The sequence below is a fragment of the Rossellomorea aquimaris genome, from assembly GCF_020172085.1.
GTDB lineage: Bacteria > Bacillota > Bacilli > Bacillales > Bacillaceae_B > Rossellomorea > Rossellomorea aquimaris_E.
This window is the reverse complement of the sequence record NZ_JAIVAT010000003.1, coordinates 1,465,321-1,484,896: the sequence shown is the minus strand read 5'-3', so window position 1 is coordinate 1,484,896 and position 19,576 is coordinate 1,465,321. Positions and strand designations below refer to the sequence as shown.

At 40.6% G+C, this 19,576-nt stretch carries 19 protein-coding genes and 1 other annotated feature; of the genes, 10 read left to right on the top strand and 9 right to left on the bottom strand.

The features are described from left to right. Window positions 1-115 precede the first annotated feature (115 nt). The gene (locus LCL96_RS08480; protein ID WP_224940959.1) at window positions 116-1,369 is read right to left on the bottom strand and encodes an ATP-binding protein; all 1,254 of its coding nucleotides are present in this window, start codon (window positions 1,367-1,369) and stop codon (window positions 116-118) included. 470 nt (window positions 1,370-1,839) lie between these two features. On the opposite strand from LCL96_RS08480, the gene LCL96_RS08475 reads away from it, so the two are divergent. The 5 genes from LCL96_RS08475 (at window position 1,840) to LCL96_RS08455 (ending at window position 6,514) form a co-directional block, all read left to right on the top strand. Beyond that, window positions 1,840-2,697, top strand: coding sequence for a YitT family protein (locus LCL96_RS08475; protein WP_397550983.1), 858 nt, complete (start codon window positions 1,840-1,842; stop codon window positions 2,695-2,697). Between the two features lie 665 nt (window positions 2,698-3,362). Continuing rightward, window positions 3,363-4,568: a threonine--tRNA ligase gene (thrS, locus tag LCL96_RS08470; protein WP_412103542.1), complete on the top strand. Its 1,206-nt coding sequence runs from the start codon at window positions 3,363-3,365 to the stop codon at window positions 4,566-4,568. Between the two features lie 233 nt (window positions 4,569-4,801). After that, window positions 4,802-5,530: a UMP kinase gene (gene pyrH / locus LCL96_RS08465; protein WP_224940957.1), complete on the top strand. Its 729-nt coding sequence runs from the start codon at window positions 4,802-4,804 to the stop codon at window positions 5,528-5,530. Between the two features lie 77 nt (window positions 5,531-5,607). Next, entirely contained in the window at window positions 5,608-6,072 is a 465-nt protein-coding gene (locus LCL96_RS08460) for a GNAT family N-acetyltransferase (RefSeq protein ID WP_224940956.1), read from the top strand. A gap of 22 nt (window positions 6,073-6,094) precedes the next feature. After that, window positions 6,095-6,514, top strand: a complete 420-nt coding sequence (locus LCL96_RS08455) for a GNAT family N-acetyltransferase (RefSeq protein ID WP_412103541.1) — start codon at window positions 6,095-6,097, stop codon at window positions 6,512-6,514. A 17-nt stretch (window positions 6,515-6,531) separates the two neighbouring features. Here the strand turns inward: LCL96_RS08455 and LCL96_RS08450 are convergent, their stop codons facing one another. The 4 genes from LCL96_RS08450 to LCL96_RS08435 form a co-directional block, all read right to left on the bottom strand. After that, window positions 6,532-6,843 carry a 4a-hydroxytetrahydrobiopterin dehydratase gene (locus LCL96_RS08450; protein ID WP_224940955.1) on the bottom strand — a complete coding sequence of 104 codons (312 nt, stop codon included), beginning with the start codon at window positions 6,841-6,843 and terminating at the stop codon, window positions 6,532-6,534. Further along, entirely contained in the window at window positions 6,840-8,570 is a 1,731-nt protein-coding gene (locus tag LCL96_RS08445; RefSeq protein WP_224940954.1) for an aromatic amino acid hydroxylase, read from the bottom strand. Before LCL96_RS08445 ends, LCL96_RS08450 begins: the two co-directional genes overlap by 4 nt. Window positions 8,571-8,660: 90 nt before the next feature. Then, window positions 8,661-8,875: a binding site (T-box leader), on the bottom strand. Between the two features lie 141 nt (window positions 8,876-9,016). Next, entirely contained in the window at window positions 9,017-9,241 is a 225-nt protein-coding gene (locus tag LCL96_RS08440) for a hypothetical protein (RefSeq protein ID WP_224940953.1), read from the bottom strand. Between the two features lie 477 nt (window positions 9,242-9,718). Then, on the bottom strand, window positions 9,719-10,165 hold the full coding sequence (locus LCL96_RS08435; RefSeq protein ID WP_224940952.1) for a DUF2062 domain-containing protein: 447 nt from the start codon (window positions 10,163-10,165) through the stop codon (window positions 9,719-9,721). Window positions 10,166-10,375: 210 nt separating this feature from the next. Here LCL96_RS08435 and pssA point away from each other — a divergent pair, with 210 nt between their 5' ends. Further along, window positions 10,376-11,050 carry a CDP-diacylglycerol--serine O-phosphatidyltransferase gene (gene pssA / locus LCL96_RS08430; RefSeq protein ID WP_224940951.1) on the top strand — a complete coding sequence of 225 codons (675 nt, stop codon included), beginning with the start codon at window positions 10,376-10,378 and terminating at the stop codon, window positions 11,048-11,050. Between the two features lie 52 nt (window positions 11,051-11,102). On the opposite strand, the gene LCL96_RS08425 is transcribed toward pssA, so the two are convergent. The 3 genes from LCL96_RS08425 to LCL96_RS08415 all read right to left on the bottom strand — a co-directional run bounded on the left by LCL96_RS08425 (window position 11,103) and on the right by LCL96_RS08415 (window position 13,147). Continuing rightward, window positions 11,103-11,567: a hypothetical protein gene (locus LCL96_RS08425; protein WP_224940950.1), complete on the bottom strand. Its 465-nt coding sequence runs from the start codon at window positions 11,565-11,567 to the stop codon at window positions 11,103-11,105. 68 nt (window positions 11,568-11,635) lie between these two features. Then, complete coding sequence (locus LCL96_RS08420) at window positions 11,636-12,820, bottom strand: chromate transporter (protein ID WP_263628071.1); 1,185 nt, start codon at window positions 12,818-12,820, stop codon at window positions 11,636-11,638. An 18-nt stretch (window positions 12,821-12,838) separates the two neighbouring features. After that, the gene (locus LCL96_RS08415; RefSeq protein ID WP_224940949.1) at window positions 12,839-13,147 is read right to left on the bottom strand and encodes a PadR family transcriptional regulator; all 309 of its coding nucleotides are present in this window, start codon (window positions 13,145-13,147) and stop codon (window positions 12,839-12,841) included. Window positions 13,148-13,647: 500 nt separating this feature from the next. Here LCL96_RS08415 and LCL96_RS08410 point away from each other — a divergent pair, with 500 nt between their 5' ends. The 3 genes from LCL96_RS08410 to LCL96_RS08400 all read left to right on the top strand — a co-directional run bounded on the left by LCL96_RS08410 (window position 13,648) and on the right by LCL96_RS08400 (window position 17,344). Next, window positions 13,648-15,135 carry a lipase family alpha/beta hydrolase gene (locus LCL96_RS08410; protein WP_224940948.1) on the top strand — a complete coding sequence of 496 codons (1,488 nt, stop codon included), beginning with the start codon at window positions 13,648-13,650 and terminating at the stop codon, window positions 15,133-15,135. Window positions 15,136-15,374: 239 nt separating this feature from the next. Continuing rightward, window positions 15,375-16,424, top strand: coding sequence for a M14 family metallopeptidase (locus LCL96_RS08405; RefSeq protein ID WP_224940947.1), 1,050 nt, complete (start codon window positions 15,375-15,377; stop codon window positions 16,422-16,424). 149 nt (window positions 16,425-16,573) lie between these two features. Beyond that, window positions 16,574-17,344, top strand: coding sequence for an alpha/beta hydrolase (locus tag LCL96_RS08400; RefSeq protein ID WP_224940946.1), 771 nt, complete (start codon window positions 16,574-16,576; stop codon window positions 17,342-17,344). 29 nt (window positions 17,345-17,373) lie between these two features. Here LCL96_RS08400 and LCL96_RS08395 read toward each other — a convergent pair whose 3' ends face one another. Beyond that, a complete protein-coding gene (locus LCL96_RS08395) occupies window positions 17,374-17,790 on the bottom strand; it encodes a universal stress protein (protein ID WP_224940945.1) in 417 nt (138 codons plus the stop codon). Between the two features lie 265 nt (window positions 17,791-18,055). Between LCL96_RS08395 and LCL96_RS08390 the strand changes: the two genes are divergently transcribed. Continuing rightward, the gene (locus LCL96_RS08390) at window positions 18,056-19,540 is read left to right on the top strand and encodes a SulP family inorganic anion transporter (protein ID WP_224940944.1); all 1,485 of its coding nucleotides are present in this window, start codon (window positions 18,056-18,058) and stop codon (window positions 19,538-19,540) included. Window positions 19,541-19,576: the final 36 nt, after the last annotated feature.

Here is a 19,576-nt window from a genome sequence, read left to right as displayed (position 1 = left end):
CCAAAAAATATGTATTGGAAAATCCTGATAGAATAAGTGTATCACAGTTAGAGAGGGAAGGGTGATGGAATCCTCATAAGAAAAGAGCTTAGAATGACTAAGCTCTTTAATGGTGTTATTGATTTGTTATAAGAGGAAGTTTGATCCGAACGATGGTTCCTTTGTTCAATTCACTTTCGTATTCAATCATTCCCCCCATTTCGCGAATGAGCTTATTGGTCACCATACTCCCGAGTCCGGTTCCTTTTGTTTTCGTCGTATAAAAGGGTAAGCCGATTTTCTTTAATTCCTCTCCGGTCATCCCTTTTCCGTTGTCCGAGATCGTGATGATGATAGATTTAGAGAATGGGTCTTCTTTTAGACAAATCGACATTTCGCCTTGACCTTCAATGGATTCTATCCCGTTCTTTATGACGTTCATAATGGCTTGTTTCAAATGGTCCTCATCCCCTTTAATATGATGGGAGCCTGTCCCGTCAAAGAGAATGGTTGTGTTGGAATAGGCTGCGAAGGGACTTAATAGGTCCACGCAATCACCTATGACGTTTTCAAGGTTGAGACTGGACAATTGAAATCCGCTCGGTTTTGCTACGTTCAGATAGTCGGTAATGATTTTGTTTGTTCGATCCAATTCATTCAGGATAAGTGGTGAGTACTTCTTCAATCTAGCGTCCTGTGAGTCCTCGCTTAGATGTTGTATGAATCCTCTTACAGTTGCAAGGGGATTGCGGATCTCATGTGCGATGGAAGCCGCCATTTGTCCGACCATATTCAACTTGTCCAGATATACCATTTCTTCTATTTGTTTATTGGTGCGGACTAAATGTTCGATGATGTATACCAAAGCTAGAAATGTAAAATAGAACACCGTAAAGTACGTAAAATAAAATGGCAAGTGCAGAATTGGAATGAATGCTTTAATGATGGCGATGTAAAAAAGTGCGTGAATGATAAAAATGACGGTACTTACCAATAATTTGTACTGTGTCTTCAATAGCATCTTTCGAAAGAGAATCCCGATTATAAACGGAAGCACTGATACAGCAATGCCTACGGCAACATAGGGACCTCCGATCAGATACCGGAAAAAGATTACGCAGCAAAGAACGATGGAACCAGAAAGGAAGCCTGCATAAATGGTCACAATCAATATCGCGATCATCCGTAAATCAAAGTGGGTTTCCCCAAGAGTTTCAATCGGGTACAGCATACATAATAATGCGCCGAATGATGCAACCAGCCCGTATGTGATCTTGTGTTTAAACGCGGATTCCTGTTTCTCTTTAAAAGGAAACAATACATTGGCATTATAAGCAAAGGAAAATAAAATCGTAATATTGACCAATAGTGATTTGATTAATGTAATCAAAAGCAAAGCCTCCAAAAAAACTACTAAACTAAGGGATAAAAAACCTCCCCAGAGCTCATACAAACATGAACATACAAATAATAAAAATACTTCATTTTCCCGTATTAGTCAAATCTTACTATCTTATGAGGGACGGACCTCCAAATAGAACAGTTATTTCTCTTCCGCATTTACAGAAAAAGTAGTGTTAAAGCATGTTTCAAGCGTTTTTCTTTTTCTTTTGCCTTGTCTGAGTTCCTTCATTTCAAGGTCCGTCCCTCATGATTTGAAGGTATTTTAGCTGGGCGAATAGAATATATAGATTATACAAGCCCTTTTTGTGGGATGGATCAGGAGAAGGTACATATTCGGTGTGTATTGGTGGTCTTTGGGTTTATCGGATTTCAGCGCCTGTATCGTGAGAATATCTTATACGAGGAGGAATGAAGATGGAAGGTCAGATCATACATGAACCACAGCAGGTAAAGATCATGCATAAGAAGATTCCCCTGAAAGAAGTGGTGAAGCGGGCCATACTGATTACGGCAGGTGCTGTGATTATGGCTGTCGGCCTAGAGATTTTCCTCGTCCCCAACCAAGTCATTGATGGAGGGATCGTCGGTGTCTCCATCATGCTCTCGCACATAACCGGCGTAAAGCTCGGACTTTTTATCTTCATCTTAAATATCCCTTTTTTCTTCATCGGTTATAAACAAATCGGAAAAACCTTCGCATTCTCTACCCTTTATGGCATTGTCATATTATCTGTGTCTACTACTTTTCTGCACCCTGTCGCAGCTTTCACTCAAGATATTCTACTGGCATCCTTATTCGGAGGCATTGTCCTCGGGATAGGAGTAGGTATGGTCATCCGTTATGGAGGTTCACTTGACGGGACAGAAATCCTCGCAATCTTATCCAGTAAAAGGCTTCCCTTCTCAGTCGGTGAAATCATCATGTTTGTAAATCTTTTCATATTAGCAAGTGCAGGCTTTGTGTTCAGCTGGGATAGAGCCATGTATTCATTACTTGCCTATTATGTGGCCTTTAAAATCATAGATATTACGATAAAAGGGCTGGATGAATCAAAATCCGTCTGGATCATTAGTGAAAATTATGAAGAAATCGGAGATGCCCTCCTGCACCGGTTAGGTAGAGGGGTTACCTATTTAAGGGGGGAAGGAGCCTTTTCAGGAGATGATAAAAAAGTGATATTCTGTGTTATCACCCGTCTGGAAGAGGCAAAGTTGAAAGACATTGTGGCAGAACATGATCCATCCGCCTTTCTCGCCATTGCGGATATTGCAGAGGTAAGGGGAGGAAGGTTCAAGAAGAAAGATATACATTGATTTGTGAATGGTATTGTGGGCTGGTACTTGTCGGTATGATCTTGGTTATTTTTGTATAAAATGACGCTTGACAGTTAGTAAATACTCCCATATAATTTCAATAACACTTTTATACGAATTGGAATATACTATATGAAAGCAAAGAAGAGGACATGATTCATTCAATCTTCTCTTAATCAGAGATCAGGGTCACCGGCTGAGAGCCTTGAAGAGAAATGGATGTTTTACCGCCTTGGAGCTATCATGGAGAAGGTGCAGTATCCATGATCGGGAAAACCGTTATCTTACTTAAGCGAAGAGTTTCTTTATACTCTTTGAAATTAGGGTGGAACCACGACCGCACTCGTCCCTTGGTTAGGGATGAGTGCGGTTTTTTATTTTTGAATAAGCAAATCGCTAAGAAGAGGACACAAATCATTTTTACCTTCTTACCAGAGAACAGGGTCATGAGGCTGCAAGCCCTGAAGAAAGGGAATTGATTTACCACCTCGGAGCTATTATGGGGAAATCAAAGTATCCATAATCGGGAAAACCGTTATCTTACTTGAGCGAAGTGTTCATGTTGTTGAGCACTTCGGAATTAGGGTGGTACCACGACCGCATTCGTCCCTTGGTTAGGGATGAATGCGGTTTTTTATATAAAAAAATCTTAAGGAGGAAATAAAATGATGTCTATCCAATCAGAAGTTGAAAAGAGAAATCATCGAAAATTGGGTCAGGAGCTTGAATTGTTCATTTCCATGGAAGAGGCCCCGGGGATGCCCTTTTATTTACCGAAAGGCATGCTGTTACGGAATGAACTGGAGGATTTCTGGAAGAGGGAACACAGAAAGGCGGGCTACCAGGAAATCCGGACACCGATCATGATGAAACAAGAGCTTTGGGAGAAGTCGGGTCATTGGGATCATTACCATGAAAACATGTACTTCTCAGAAGTGGACGATCAGAAATATGCCATCAAGCCTATGAGTTGTCCAGGTGCCGTACTCATTTATAAAAGTAAGAAAAGAAGTTATCGTGAATTACCCCTCCGCTTTGGAGAGCTCGGGTTGGTTCACCGCCATGAGCTTTCCGGATCATTGAGCGGATTATTGAGGGTCCGTTCCTTCACTCAAGATGATGCCCATTTATTTGTCAGGGAAGATCAGATTCGTGAAGAACTTCATAAAGTCCTCGATCTCATTGATCGTTTCTATGGGAAATTCGGTTTTGACTACAAAGTCGAGCTTTCTACTCGCCCGGAAGACTTTATGGGATCTGTAGATCTTTGGAATCAAGCAGAAGATGATCTAGAAGGAGTATTGAAGGATAGAGGAGTTGATTATCATATCAACGAAGGAGACGGAGCCTTCTACGGACCGAAAATCGACTTTCATATTCTTGATATTCTCGGAAGAAGCTGGCAGTGTGGGACGGTTCAACTCGATTTTCAAATGCCTGAAAAATTTCAGTGTCAATATATCGGTGAAGACAATCAAGTCCAGATGCCGATTATGATCCATCGTGCTATTTATGGTTCCATTGAGCGTTTCCTTGCTATCATCATAGAACATTTTGGAGGTGACTTCCCTCTTTGGTTAGCTCCTCATCAGGTGAAGATCCTTCCTATTTCTGAAGCTCATAACGCCTTTGCCGAAGAAGTAAAATTTCAGTTGGAAAATGAAGGTTTAAGGGTGGAGTTAGACGATCGAGCTGAGAAAGTCGGATTGAAGATCAGAGAGGCAGAGATGCAGAAAGTTCCATATATGATGGTGATAGGGGATAAAGAACTTCATCAGCAATCGGTGTCTCTCCGAAAAAGGAAGGAAGGTAACCTTGGGGTAGTTACAATGAAAGAAGTGATCATGAAACTTAAAGACGAGTTGATATAAGTAGGTGATTGATTGGTGCATTGTTGAAATGAGGTTAATTGTGGAAAAATTCCCTTGACCAAATCCTGTATATTTAATACACTAACAGAAGGAAAATTCTGAATACAATGAAAGGGGGAGGAGAAATGAGCACTTTTTATCTAAATGACCATACCATTTCTTCTTCCTATTTAAGAGCTAAAAAGTAAATCATTTTACTTTTTAGCTTTTTTTATGTCAAGGGGGGAAGCGATTTGAGTTACAAAAGAGTGCTAATAAAGTTGAGCGGGGGAGCTTTGGCAGATAATGAAGGGAATAATTTTGGTACAGCAGAGCTTGAGCATATTGCCAACGAAATCCTGTCCATTGTAAACATGGGAATTGAAGTGTCATTGGTAGTTGGTGGAGGAAATATATTCAGGGGTAATTTAGCTGATAATTGGGGAATTGATCGTGTGGAAGCGGATAGTATCGGTACACTTGGAACGATCGTAAACAGCTTGATGCTGAGAGGAGTGCTCAAAAGTAAAACGGAAAGAGAAGTAAGGGTCATGACGTCCATCCCTGTCTCGGCAGTGGCTGAACCTTATATCCGTTTAAGAGCTGTCCATCATTTGGATAAAGGATACATTGTCATTTTCGGAGGGGGAAATGGCCAGCCTTTCGTCACGACGGATTATCCGAGTGTCCAACGAGCGATTGAAACAAATAGTGATGCCATTCTGGTAGCGAAACAAGGAGTGGATGGTGTATTCACTTCCGACCCTAAACAGGATAAAGAGGCAAAGATGTACCATAATCTAAATTATGATGACGTGGTTAAGAACAATATTAAAGTCATGGATCAGTCAGCGCTCCTATTAGCAAGGGATTATAAGCTCCCGGTGCATATCTTTAACTTTAATCAGGTGGGAATTATGGAGAAAATATGCTCCGGACAGAAATGGGGCACTTTGATTAATCATGGTGAGACTAAATTGTAAGCGGATGACGGCAGTTGAAACATGAGTTTCCATAACAGGACAATTCCTTGACTTTTTTCTATTAAAAGGAGACGTATATGAGTTTTACTTTTCAAATGATGACTCAGGAACAGGCAGAATGTATAGCGAATACATGGAAGTATGAAGGAGAATATGCTTTTTATGATATATCGGCAGATGAAGAAGATTTAGCAGAATTTCTGGATGAAGGGAGACGTGGAAATGCGACTTTTTCGGTTCTCAATGAAGGGAAGCTGGTTGGTTTCTTTTCATTCATTGACTTGAATGATGGAACGATTGAAATCGGATTGGGAATGAAGCCTGGTATGACTGGAAAAGGCAAAGGACAAGAATTCACGGAAGCCGGATTGGAATTCGCGCGAAGCAAATATTCTCCAAGTGCTTTCAGTCTATCTGTGGCCACGTTCAATCAACGTGCGATCAAAGTGTATAAGAAGTCAGGTTTTACCGCTCTTGGAACATTCATTCAAAAGACCAATGGTGGTAGCCATGAATTTCTTAAAATGGAATACCATCTATAGAAGAAGTAGGAGTGTTTGAACGGTGAGTGTTAAGATTCTGAACCAATTTGAACCGGATAAAATGAAAGAAATAAAAGATGTGTATCATTCAGTAGGGTGGTTTAAACATACAGATGAAATTATATCCAAAATATTCTTGAGGAGTGATATCGTTTCCCTTGCTGTTTTTGAAGGGCGTATTGTGGGGGTTGGCAGAGCTTTGACGGATGGGGTCTTCAACGCGACGATTTATGATGTAGTCGTCCACCAGGATTATCAACGAAGGGGAATCGCGAGTCAAATTATGAGGGATCTGTTGGAACAATTGAAAGACGTATCTTGTATCTTACTGGTATCGACTTCAGGAAATGAAGCTTTCTATAGAAAACATGGCATGAAAAACCTGAAGACCGGTATGGCAAGGTACCTTAATCCAACACTGACGGAGGAATATCTGGAATAAAAAAGAAGGCAGTCACATCAGTGACTGCCTTCTGATCCATTCGTACCTTCAAAGATGCGATCAAACTCATCAGCCAGGTCAAAATCAACGTCTGTAAGACCTTTCTCATGCCAAGAAGTCAATTCTACAATAATGAGCTTGTATTGAATCGTTATGAAGGGATGATGATTTACTTCTTCTGATCGTTCGGCCAATTTGTTAACAAAACGGATCCCTTCAAGATAATCTTTGAACCGATAGCGCCTTTCAATCCATTTACCATCTTTCAACTGCCATTTCTCAATGGACCTCAACTTCTGGGAAATAGTCGCCTCATTCAACTTCTTCATACGATGACACCTTTCCTGTCATAGATCACATCAAGACCATTTTCAATCAAGCGCTGAAATCGATCCTGTTCACTTAAATGAAGCAAATCTTTAAGAAGTTCTTTCTTTATACATGCTTCCGGATCATGAATTTCCAAGAGTTCGACTATCTCTAGTCTAAGAAGCCATTCTTCAGGAAAATCTTCTTTTAATTTCCCTACTATGCTGTGAACTAAATCGATAGAGAAATTGACTTCACGCAAATCACGCACTTCTGCAAAAAGACTTTCCAAAGGTGTCAGAGGTTCAGGTCCATCGTCAACTTCTTCATCCATGGAAGCCACAGTCCCATAGAAAGCATCGAAGTCAGCAGCATGGGGGCGTGCAGAAACGATAGCAGAACCGACGGCTAAGTCATATGTTCCCCATGTGGGATGGAATAGAATCTGTTCTCCATGAGTGACCAGGCATTCATCTATGGTCAAGAGGATGGGGTGTTGATGGTGAAAGACAATGTCCGTTACATGTCCCGAAACTTCTATGCCGCTTTCAAAGGTGATTTGCATCATCTTATTCAATTCTATGCCCATATTCTTCAATTCAGCTTCTGTTTTACTTTCTAAACAGGTCCCATCTTGAAGGAAACCGATTGGGGCACCGAATCCATCGGCATGACGTTCCGTTCCATGATGACTCAGTTGCTCATTTTGCACGGATAGAGCAGTCGGCCCTGTCGTCTTTACATAGATTGCCTCACCATCAGCGTCTTTGATTATTTCTTTAAAGACCCCTGTAATCTGTAGGCCGGAATTGTATTCAATATGAGCCACTTGATTGGAGTGAATCGCTTTCTCGATTGAATTTGTACCTCCTTTTCGGAATGCCATTGTTTCACCAAATTTTTCTACCTCATCAATCAATTGGTCAAAGCTTTCGCATACAAATAATTGAGTTTGCATGGATGTGACATCATAGCTTGTTTGAATAGCATCATGTATAGAGAATGGCCGCTTATTCACCTCATTAGATAAACTGTGCTTGCTCTCACCAACCGACGAAAGCAGTCCGGCACCGAAAATCTTTGGTTGATGAAATTCTCCGATCAATCCAAATTCGACGGTCCACCAGAAGATTCGCGATACCTGCTCAGCTTCCGAGAGCCCGGATACCGTTTCCTGCTTTTCTGCTAAGATCTTTTTTGCCCTCAGGATTTCTTCTTCGGTCGAATTCGGTTTTTCCATCACAATGGATAGTCTTCTGGTTGCTTCGAATACTTCATGCTCCTCTTCAGTAGCAAATGCATTGGCGCCGATATTTCCAATAAGTTTAACAAACTTTGAGTACGTTTCGTCAAATAGTATGGGGGCGTGACCGGCCGCTTCATGAAGGATATCGGGAGCAGGTGTATATTCAATATTAGATTTTTGTCGGATATCTGTGGCAATCGGTAGAATACCATGGGACTGGAAATCAAAGAATGCAGTACCAGGAATTAAACCATCAACTATCGCAGCTCCCCAGCCGATTTCAGACAGATGTTTGTTCATGTCACTAACTCTGGGGATTTCCTCGATGTTGATTCCGGAAGATTTTAATCCTTCAGTAAAGGCTTCATGAGCGGTTCCTTCCAGAAAATGATGGTTCTGTCGCATGACATACCGCCAAACTGCATGATCAATGGGCGTATAGGCATCATAATACTGCTTTGCTACAAATTGACGTAAATGATTTGGAATCGATTGTTTCATAAAACATTCTCCTTAGTATGGTGTTTTAGCACTTAAACGCTTTTGTGCACGAAAGTATGAACATACAAAAAGTCCCTGCTGAAACAAATCAGCAGGGACGATTGAATTCGCGGTACCACCCTCATTGTAAGTTTATGACAACTTACCACTCAAATTGATAACGGTCAATGACCGTCCTGATCTATTGAAGGACAGGAAGCTCCGGAAACGTAATTCATGAAACTTCCTTTGTGCCGGCTTTCAGCGATACCGGCTCTCTGGTAACAGGGAGGAGTTCACTACTGCAAATCCATCGTAGCTTTGTTATATATGTTCAAGATGCTTTATATCTTAAACGCTTTTAAGCGTTAAAGTCAAGAAAAATTTTCAAGTTCGTATATGTCCTTCAACCGGAAAGAATGGCAAAATTGAATCTAATACAAATAAAAACGCCATTAAAGGCGTTTTTATAATGTATGTGTCTTTTCCTTTGGATCTTCGAGGTTCATTTTTTCTAATTCAAGCCTCATTTTTTGAGTTTCAATGACGAAATTTTCATGTTTCAATTTTTCAAGCTGTAGTTCATCTTCTAACATTTTCTGTTTAAGCTTGGATTGTTTTTGAAAATGGTCTGTAATGATGCCGAGAATGGGTATAGAAAAAATCATGATTACAGCGATTGTACCGGTCATTTCAATCCTCCTCTTTCTCTTATATTCTCGACTTGTAATAGTTTAATTATATCAAAGTGCGAGATAAAAAGTAAAAAAATGGTCATTTGAAGAATGAATTTCTATACTTGAATATACGGAGAAGAGGGGGGATTGGTTTCAAACATTTAGGTGTGGTTCGATTTCACTTGGAGAGAACGTGTTTTTACCATTATATGTTAAAATGCGCAATTAAAAGAATTATGACGCAATTAGGAGTGAAAACGACGCAATAATTAAAAAAATGACAAAATTCATCATAAAAACGACGCAATTCGGAATCCGTCTCCTGTTTATATAACCGCTGACATGTGAATAATACCTTGATTTGGGGTACGCAAAACCATTTATTTAGATTTTTTCATTATTTTATACAGTAAGAGATCAAAATGACATGGAAATACAAAGATATTATAGAAAGTATTCAATCATGCCAAACATCTCTCATGAGGGAGGAACTTACACATTCCACTTCCTTTGTACAAAAGTAAGCATGGTTCCTCTATATTTTCTCACTGCGGAATTCATGATGATGTAGATCAAGACGCCGAATATGGGTATATTGATCAGCATACCGGTAAAGAAGGCTTTCCCGATTTGTAATCCCACTCCAACGGCATCGTTTGTTGAATCCAATGGGAAGAAGAGATGACCCACAGCAATGTTCAGGTAAAAGAAAAAAGGGAATGCCCAGATTAGAGAGACCCCTCCAACTAGTCCTGCGAAAGAATTACCCTTGAATATCTTTGCACATGCCGTTGAAATAATGGGTCCGATCCCAAAGGAAGGAACAAAGTTAATCAATAGACCGACCGTGAAGCCTAATGCGATACTATGGGCATTATCTTTAAGACGTAGTAGTTTTAAAGTGAGGCATTTGAATTGTCTTAATTTTTTTCTTATCATGTTATAATCACCAAATCATTCGAGTTTTTGATTCTATTCAAGTCTGTTTTTTGTCATCCTAGTTTATAGTATGTCTTATTTTGGCGATTGTAAATTGAAATTGTATTTTTTTAAGGGATTCATTGGATTTTTTTCATGATTTTCTTTATGAGTGTAAATAAAATGGTATTCTAGTAATAGTAGAATATTTGGCAGAGTGAGGACAGGAAAATGAAACTAACCAAAAAGATCCCCAATATGGTGACGTTGGGGAATTTATATTGTGGATTCTTATCCATCGGATTTGCAGCAAGTGGACAGTTTAAGAATGCTGCGGTCTTGATCATTATAGGCATGATGCTTGATAGTATGGATGGAAGACTTGCAAGAATGCTCAATGCAGACAGTAATCTTGGTAAAGAATTAGATTCTTTGGCGGATATTGTGACATTTGGTGTGGCACCATCGTTTCTTGTTTATTATACATACTTTTTTCAATTCGGTTTATTAGGGTTCATCGTAGCAGGTTTATTCCCTTTGTTCGGTGCGTACCGCCTTGCACGCTTCAATACAAGTCCACCGAAATCGTCGCTGCACTACTTTGTAGGGGTACCCATTACGGCAGCGGGTGGAATTCTGGCCATCCTTACTTTATTCGGTAACTGGATCCCGAATATCGTGACTACCGTCATTTTTACGGCGATGTGCTTTCTCATGGTGAGCAGGATTAGAATTCCGAGCTTGAAGGAAGTTCCATTACCTAAATATGGAACCATTGTGACCCTCTTTATCGGTGCTTTGCTTTATGTGATCTATAAAGGGACCTATGAGGAGTTTCCGTACCTCATTTACATTGCCACCCCACTGTATATAGCGTATCTTGCGTATCGTTTTATCAAAAGGTAATTCTCTTCAGTCGCACTAAAGAAAGGAGCCGGGCAGTGCCCGGCTCCTTTCTTTATTCTGCATGTTTGAAAATGGTTTCCTGCCATTTTTGATAAGCGTAAATGATGAAAGAGAGACCATAAATGACCAGGAGATATTGCCAAGGAGAAATCTTATCGTATTCGGCTATTCCGAGTAGAGCCAGCAACGGCAGAGCTGCAAAGCACATAAAGGCATCCATAAGGAAGTTCACCGTCGTATAAAGAATGAATTTATGTGATGTAAATCGGAATATCCAAAAGGTCCCTACTGCAAAAATTCCGTATGCAAAGCTCACATCTATCATGTACCCCCAGGGAACGATATATTGATGGATGATCCACCATTTGTATGTATAGGCAATTTGAAAGATGATGGTCATAAGTAAGCAAGTGAGAATGGTGACAGGCATAAATCGCTTTATAGTCTTTGAAGAAGCGAAGAATAAACTGAACCAGGGAAGAAAGAAGGCAATGAAAAGCATCACTTTGGCTGTCATACAGAAAAACTCCAAACGTTTTGGTTTTTCATAGTTTTCCACAACGTTTGAAGTCTATACTTGATATTTTAAATCATTCCTATCAGGAAGCCACCAATGGACCCAGTAATGACGACAATCCAAGGAGGCAGCTTCCAGAAGACCAGCATACTGAATAAAATCGCACCGAAAGCAAAATCGACTGGTGCCAGAATGGAAGAGGTCCATATTGGATGATAAAAAGCCGCAACCAAAATGCCGACCACTGCAGCATTTACCCCCATTAGTGCTCCCTTTATCTTGGGGTTTTGTCTTAGTGTATCCCAGAATGGCAATGTCCCCAGAATGAGTAGAAAAGCAGGGAGGAAAATGGCAATCGTCGCAAGGATTCCACCCTTCCAACCGTTAATCACTGCTCCAATATAAGCTGCGAAGGTGAAGAGCGGGCCAGGGACCGCTTGGGCTGCAGCATATCCTGCCAGAAATTGTTCTTCCGTCAACCAGCCTGTCGGAACAAATTCCCTCTCAAGGAGCGGCAAAACGACATGACCGCCACCGAATACCAATGATCCAGATCGATAGTAACTGTCAAAGAGAGCGAGCCATTCCCATGTGCTCCATTCTCTGAAAATAGGAAGTAGAAACAGTAGCCCAAAGAAAATCGATAAACAAATCAACGCGAATCTTCTCGAAACGGGAAACGTTAACACTGTTTCATCACCTGCTTCATGATGCCGATAAAGTAGGAATCCGATAAGAGCAGATAGAAGGATCACCCCGACTTGTGAGAGGGCAGTCTGCCAAAGTAAAATGATCACCAAAGTGAAGAGGGCAATGGCTTTACGCTTTAAATCTGGAGTCAATTTCTTGGCCATACCTAAAATCGCATGCGCCACCACTGCTACCGCTACGATCTCCAACCCATGTAACCATCCTGCATTGGACATATCGGTTCCTTGAAGAAGAATGGCAAATAGAATTAAAACCATTACAGACGGAAGGGTGAAACCCAAAAAAGATACAATCCCGCCAAGCACACCGGCACGCATAATGCCTATGCCAATGCCCACCTGACTGCTGGCAGGCCCGGGAAGGAATTGACAGAGAGCTACGAGATCCCCGTAGCTTTTTTCATCCATCCATTTTCTTTTACGGACATACTCTTCATGAAAATAACCGAGGTGGGCAGCAGGTCCTCCAAAGGATGTAAATCCCAGTCTAGTAGATATGAAAAGGAGCTCAATCAGTGTTTTAATTTTTCTTGATGTGTTCAATATGTATTCACCTACTTATCAGTCTCTTATTTCTTTAAAAAGCTCAAATGCTTTGTTTTGGGCTTCACCCAAAACCTCATTTCCTTTATTGGTTGCTGAATAATATTTTCTGATTTTCCCGTCCACGTTTTTATTTTCTTTTAGTAGCAGCCCGTCTGTTTCCATGGAGTGAAGAATGGGATACAGTGTACCAGAGCTGATGTTATATCCATGTTCTTTCAATTCTTCAAGCATCCACTTCCCATAAATGGGTTCTTGTTTAGCGTGATGCAGGATATGTATTTGAATGAATCCAAGGAATAGTTTTCTTAAGACTTTATCTTCCACAATAAACACCTTCTTTATTTAATATCGAAATTCAATATCGATATCCGATATCGGTTTTTTATACTGTAACTATAGCATGTAAAAATCGATTTTTAAAAGAATAAATGATCTGGGAAAAGCATTTTTTAAACGCTCTTTATGCAATGGGTGTTTTTATTCTTACACAGACTATGACTATAAAATGTTCTGTCATTGACTGAGTGGAAGAGGGTGAAGAGAATGCTCCGGTTTTCCGTAGGAGTCTCCGCAGTTCTCTATATCCTCTAAAGTAGAAAGAGAATTAGTACTATTAACTATAATTGGTCACTGCAACTACTACTCTCTACATCCGAAAGCAACAATGTTTACGAAAACTGTCGTATTTGTATAGTCGTTTTAAAAATGATGATGCTTTGTCTTTGTTAGGACTTTCTTCATGCGTTACATAAGTCCTGTCATATCTTCTTATTCCTGCCGATATACTTTACATGTTTATGACATTTGAAAAAAGGAGAGAGTGTATGATCAAAAAGATTAGTATGATTGTTTTGGCATTGTTCCTATTATTGCCGTCATGGAGTCAGGCTGGTTCTTGGAAAGAAGATCCTTCTGGGGTTCCTGGACAGTGGTATGTTGGTACGACTCCTTCTTATGTAGCTCCTTCAAAGCAACCGATCCTTTTTGTTCACGGTTTAAACAGCTCTTCTAACACTTGGTGGGATGACAATAATATGTACGATACCGCCTATCAGAACGGATATGAAACCGCTTTTATCGATTTATATCCCACAAAGAATATGTGGGACAACGGCGCACTCCTTGCACAGAAGATACGTGATATATACAACTATTACGGAGAAAAGGTGGTAATTGTCGCTCATAGTAAGGGTGGTATCGATACCCAGTCTGCTCTTGTTCATTACGGTGCTTTTCCGTATGTTTCAAGGGTGATCACGCTTTCCACTCCGCATCATGGTTCTCAATTGGCAGATCTTGCTTACAGCAGTTGGGCGGGTTGGCTGGCAGGCATACTTGGCAACAAGAATGATGCCACTTACTCATTGCAAACAGGATATATGAGTTACTTCCGTGATGTAACAGATCAACATGCAAATGTGAGTAAAATTCCCATCTATACGTTTGGTGGCACGAAATGGGGGAGTTTTGGAGGTTCACTGTATTGGGGAGGATTATATCTCTCTGGATATGGAAGTAATGACGGGGCCGTTACGGTCAAAAGTTCAAGGCTTCCTTATGCTACTGAATTGAAGGTAGGGGATTGGAATCATTACTCTATCAAGGAAGGTTCATCGACGTTTAATTTGTTCAAGGATTATTTGAATGAAACGGCCATCCAATCTTCAGGAACTTTGAATCAAACCACAGAACGCAACTCAGCCTCCTATCATGATGCATCTTCGCTTATAAGAGGAGGGGAATATCAGGGGAAAACTCAAGAAAAAATACAAGTGGAAGAGGGGGCAACCTCAATAACCTTTGACTGGATGAGCAGCAGCCCTTCTTCGCGAGTGATCCTGAAAGACCCAGCACAGAAAGTCTATTCTTCTTTTACTGTGAAAAAAGACGAAAGTGATTATTTTAAAGGAGCCTATCACCACACTCTGACACTTCAAACTCCGATTGCTGGTGAATGGACACTTGAATCAACTTCTTCAAATCAAGAGGAATATCTATTGAACGTTTCCTTTGAAAGCAGCTTGAATGATGCTGTAATGGTAGATGTGAATCAAGATGAAATCAGTTTGAAGAAAAAGGATAGCAAGGTAAGCCTACAGCAGGACATGACGATTGAATTTTATAAAAATGGGAAGTTAAAAGAAGGGAAGTTGAAACCAAAGCAGAACGGTACATTCAAATTACCGAAATTGGGAGAAGGCGTCTATAATGTAACGATAGATTTGAACGGATCAAAAGGCAAAAATAAATTTAATCGGACATTGATTAAAAGCGTTTATGTGGATGCAAATGGAAAGGTGTATGGAGAATAACAGAAAGTATAGGAGAAGCCTATGGTGAGGGGCTTCTTTTTTTCATGGGAATGAACTGAATACAAAGTCTCGATTCAATAGTCAGGCAAAATGCTGGATACTTCTAATTGAAATAGGAACTACTATCCACACATTATTCCGTAATTCAGTCCTATTGTTTCATTTTATTGTATTTGAAAGGGTTTTATTGATGACAACTCTAAGTATATTAGAGAGACGAAATAAAGGAGGAATACATAATGAAGAAGAAATTAGTGATTGGAGCCCTTACAGGTGCTCTGGTAGCATCTGGAATCAGTTTTTCGACACCTGATGTCAATGTTCTGGCAGGTGGACCGGATTACAATGGGAATGAGACGATTAAGAACGATCGTCTTCATAGCTACGAAGAAATGGTGAAAATGCTTCAACATTTAGATCAGAAGTCTGACGCTCTTTCATTAGAAGTATATGGTCAATCTGTAAAAGGAAGAGATCTTTACCTCGCGAAATTCGGGAATAACGATGAAAATCCTACAGTTCTTTATTTAACACAGCAGCACGGGAATGAAGCGTTGACAACAGAAGGCGCCCTTCAATTCATCAAGCATCTTACTTCCAACTCACAAGAAGTGAAAGGGATGCTTGAAAACGTAAATATACTGGTCGCTCCCCGTTTGAATGTCGATGGTGCTGAGGGGGATGTGGATTTTTCTTTGGATGACTATGTAGCGGGAACTCACACAAGATACAATGCGAATGAAGTGGACCTGAATCGTGATCATGTTGACCGTAACCAGCCTGAAACGAAGGCACTTCATGAAAATGTACTTCAGAAATATCGTCCTGATTATATGATCGACCTTCATCATCAAGGTGCAGAAACCACTCTTGGGGATACTGATGAGCTGGTATCTGGTTCGATTTTATATCCAACCAATGAAGATGTAGATCCTGAAGTGGTAGAAAAATCAAAGCAGCTGGGGGCAGTCTTATACAACACAGTAGAAAGCCGCGGATTCGGTACATTGTCAAAATACATCGGTGGCTCAGCTCCAACGATAAGCCGAAATGGCCTTGCGGTTGAATATGGGATTGCGACGCTTCTTTTTGAGATGAGAGGCATGGCCGATCATTATAGAGAAGATTATGTTCTTGGACAAAAGAGCAATGGATATCTTATAAAACAAGCGGTCATCAGTTTGGAAGCAACCGCAAAGGCGATTGCAGATGGTTCTATTGAGGAAGCGGATACATCATTCTGGGATACTCTACCCGAGAGCTCCTATAATAGAAGTGAGACTGAATAAGGTAAGAAGTGAATGAAGGTGCACATCCTGTAGAAGGATGTGCACCTCTTTTATAATAGGACAGGTTCAAAATCTTATTACATAATAAAACCTTTACAACTCTTTTCATGCTACACTTGAAATAAAATAGGAATGGAGGTGCCTAACGGATGTATGAGCATTTTGAAGTAACCATGACTCCTTTAAATCGAAAAAGGACTGTCCGTGTGTATTTACCGGAAGATTACCATGATGCAGCACCGAAAAGCTACAGAGTACTTTATATGCATGACGGACAAAACCTTTACCGTGATGAAGATGCTGGATATGGAATGGCATGGAGAATCGGGGAATACATAGAAAAAGAAAAGATGGAGCTTATTGTGGTGGGAATTGACTGCAATGAGGGATTGAACAGGCTCGACGAATATGGGCCATGGGAAAGCAGAGAGATGTCGGATGTGTTTTCAGCTGATCGAAAGTCGATCGGTGGGGAGGGAAAAGCTTATATCGAGTTCATCGTGAATGAATTAAAACCCATGATCGATCGCAAGTATCGGACCATTCCAGGAGAGACGAGCATGGCCGGAAGCTCCATGGGTGGATTGATCTCTACTTATGCAGCGTGTAAGTATCCCTATATCTTTAAAAGGGTGGCTTCGATATCATCTGCCTACTGGTTTAACCAGGATGAGATTGAGAAGTATATAGAAGACAGCGATTTATCAGCAATGGAGCGTTTTTATATGGATATCGGAACCAAGGAAAATACCGAATCGATCGATGATCTCACCTATATCGATTCAAGCAGGAAGGTCTATCGCTTACTCAAAGACAGCGTGCAGGATTGTCGGTTTGAGATTGTTGAAGGCGCCGAGCATAACGAAATGGCATGGAGAAAAAGGGTACCGAAGATCTTTGATTATTTGTTTAAGATTTAAGGAAAGACTTCCATATTGGGAGTCTTTCTTTATTTCACAATCATGACGGGACATTTTGCCCGCTTTGCTACTTTATGGCTTACACTTCCAAGAACCATTTCCTGAAAAGCGTTTAACCCGCGACTTCCGATGACAAGTGCATCAAATTCATGTTTATTCGCGTACTCCACTATAGTGGGTCCAGGTTCTCCATGTAAAAAGATGATTTCATACTGAATTCCATCATGTTTCGCTTTTTGCTCGATCATTTGAAGCTTTTGCCTGCGTTTGTCGCTCGCATCCATACCCCAATGATGCAGAACATCTTCTTTAGAGTGTTTTCCATCTACCACATATACAATATCGATTTTTGAACCTTCCTGGCAATTTGCGAGAGCAATTGCTTTTTCTCCTGCCCGTAAGGCATGTTCCGAACCGTCTGTAGCAAGTAGTATCTTCCTGAACATAATTTGTCCTCCATCCCATGAAAGTGTTTACTATGTAGTTCTATTAAATTTTTCATAATCCTTTAAAGAAATCTATGTTTTTTTTACAAGTTATTGAAGGTGAGTAGAATGAGGGCGAAAACGGAAGTAAATAAGAGGTAAAAATAATTGATTGCGCTTTCATTGAGATTTCACAAATGTATTCATCCATTATATAATGTGCCTTGTGTCAAACGGCCCCGACTTTCATGAGAGTTGAAAGTCACAATTTAATAGGAAGAGGTGCATGATGATTTTGAGTGAAAAAGTAAAATATGAATGGTTTGGAAATGTGAAAGGGGATGTACTGTCAGGGATCGTAGTGGCCATGGCATTGATTCCTGAGGCGATTGCATTTTCCATTATTGCCGGAGTCGATCCGATGATTGGGCTTTATGCTTCCTTCTGTATTGCAGTGGTTATAGCATTCGTAGGTGGTCGACCAGGTATGATTTCCGCTGCAACAGGTGCAACGGCCCTTTTAATGACGACGCTTGTGGCTGATCACGGGTTACAATACTTACTGGCAGCAACCATCTTAACAGGGGTGATCCAAATTATCATGGGGGTCCTGAAGTTAGGACGTCTAATGAAGTTTGTGCCACGCTCTGTTATGGTTGGATTCGTGAATGCATTAGCTATTCTGATTTTCTCGGCGCAATTACCTCATTTTGTTGGAGAGTCATGGATGATGTACGCCATGGTAGCAGGGGCACTTGCCATCATCTACATTTTGCCTCGTTTCACTAAGGCAGTTCCATCTGCGTTAGTAGCGATCATTGCTGTGACGGTGTTTGCGGTGTTGACTGGAAGTGGTGTCCGTACAGTCGGAGATATGGGTGAGTTAACACAGACACTTCCTATATTTTTGATTCCGGATATTCCTTTTACATTCGAAACATTGCAGATTATCTTTCCATATTCCCTATCGATTGCGGTGGTTGGATTGGTAGAGTCACTTCTGACAGCTTCGATCGTAGATGATATGACAGATACATCAAGTGACAAGAACAAAGAGGCGAGAGGCCAGGGTATGGCCAATATCGTTTCCGGTTTCTTTGGAGGAATGGCAGGTTGTGCAATGATCGGACAATCCGTCATCAACGTGAAATCGGGAGGCAGAGGCAGACTTTCAGCCCTTGTAGCCGGAGTATTCTTAATGATTTTGATTCTAGTATTAAACGATTTCCTTGTTCAAATCCCGATGGCTGCACTGGTTGGTGTAATGTTTATGGTATCAATCGGTACGTTTGATTGGTCATCTCTAAGGAACCTGCATAAAACACCTTTCACTGATTCACTTGTGATGTTTGCAACGGTGGGGACTGTATTAATGACCCATGACTTATCTAAAGGTGTACTGGTAGGTATTATTCTAAGTGCGGTATTCTTCGCTTCTAAAATTTCGAAGGTCAAAATCACGTCTATGGCTTCGGGAGAAACTCACAAGAAGGTATACAGAGTGTCGGGACAGTTATTCTTTGCTTCTGTCACTGAGTTTGTAGACAGCTTTGATTTCAATGAAGATATCAGCGAAGTGACTCTCGATCTGACTCACGCTCACCTGTGGGATGATTCTGCAGTTGGAGCAATTGATAAAGTCGTAATCAAGTACCATCAAAATGGTGTAAAAGTCAATCTGACCGGATTGAACACGGAAAGTAATAAGTTAATTAATAATCTGGCTGTTCACAATAAGCCAGGTGGTTTAGATAAAGCGGCAAATCACTAAGAACGAACGAAAAGTCCTTGATCTGTGGATCAAGGA

Bases quoted from the DNA above. Each gene is read 5' to 3' on its own strand.
- LCL96_RS08475 (WP_397550983.1), top strand. From the start codon at position 1,840: ATGCATAAGAAGATTCCCCTGAAAGAAGTGGTGAAGCGGGCCATACTG.
- thrS (WP_412103542.1), top strand. From the start codon at position 3,363: ATGATGTCTATCCAATCAGAAGTTGAAAAGAGAAATCATCGAAAATTG.
- LCL96_RS08460 (WP_224940956.1), top strand. From the start codon at position 5,608: ATGAGTTTTACTTTTCAAATGATGACTCAGGAACAGGCAGAATGTATA.
- LCL96_RS08450 (WP_224940955.1), bottom strand. From the start codon at position 6,843: ATGAAGAAGTTGAATGAGGCGACTATTTCCCAGAAGTTGAGGTCCATT.
- LCL96_RS08445 (WP_224940954.1), bottom strand. From the start codon at position 8,570: ATGAAACAATCGATTCCAAATCATTTACGTCAATTTGTAGCAAAGCAG.
- LCL96_RS08440 (WP_224940953.1), bottom strand. From the start codon at position 9,241: ATGACCGGTACAATCGCTGTAATCATGATTTTTTCTATACCCATTCTC.
- LCL96_RS08435 (WP_224940952.1), bottom strand. From the start codon at position 10,165: ATGATAAGAAAAAAATTAAGACAATTCAAATGCCTCACTTTAAAACTA.
- pssA (WP_224940951.1), top strand. From the start codon at position 10,376: ATGAAACTAACCAAAAAGATCCCCAATATGGTGACGTTGGGGAATTTA.
- LCL96_RS08425 (WP_224940950.1), bottom strand. From the start codon at position 11,567: ATGACAGCCAAAGTGATGCTTTTCATTGCCTTCTTTCTTCCCTGGTTC.
- LCL96_RS08410 (WP_224940948.1), top strand. From the start codon at position 13,648: ATGATCAAAAAGATTAGTATGATTGTTTTGGCATTGTTCCTATTATTG.
- LCL96_RS08405 (WP_224940947.1), top strand. From the start codon at position 15,375: ATGAAGAAGAAATTAGTGATTGGAGCCCTTACAGGTGCTCTGGTAGCA.
- LCL96_RS08400 (WP_224940946.1), top strand. From the start codon at position 16,574: ATGTATGAGCATTTTGAAGTAACCATGACTCCTTTAAATCGAAAAAGG.
- LCL96_RS08395 (WP_224940945.1), bottom strand. From the start codon at position 17,790: ATGTTCAGGAAGATACTACTTGCTACAGACGGTTCGGAACATGCCTTA.
- LCL96_RS08390 (WP_224940944.1), top strand. From the start codon at position 18,056: ATGATGATTTTGAGTGAAAAAGTAAAATATGAATGGTTTGGAAATGTG.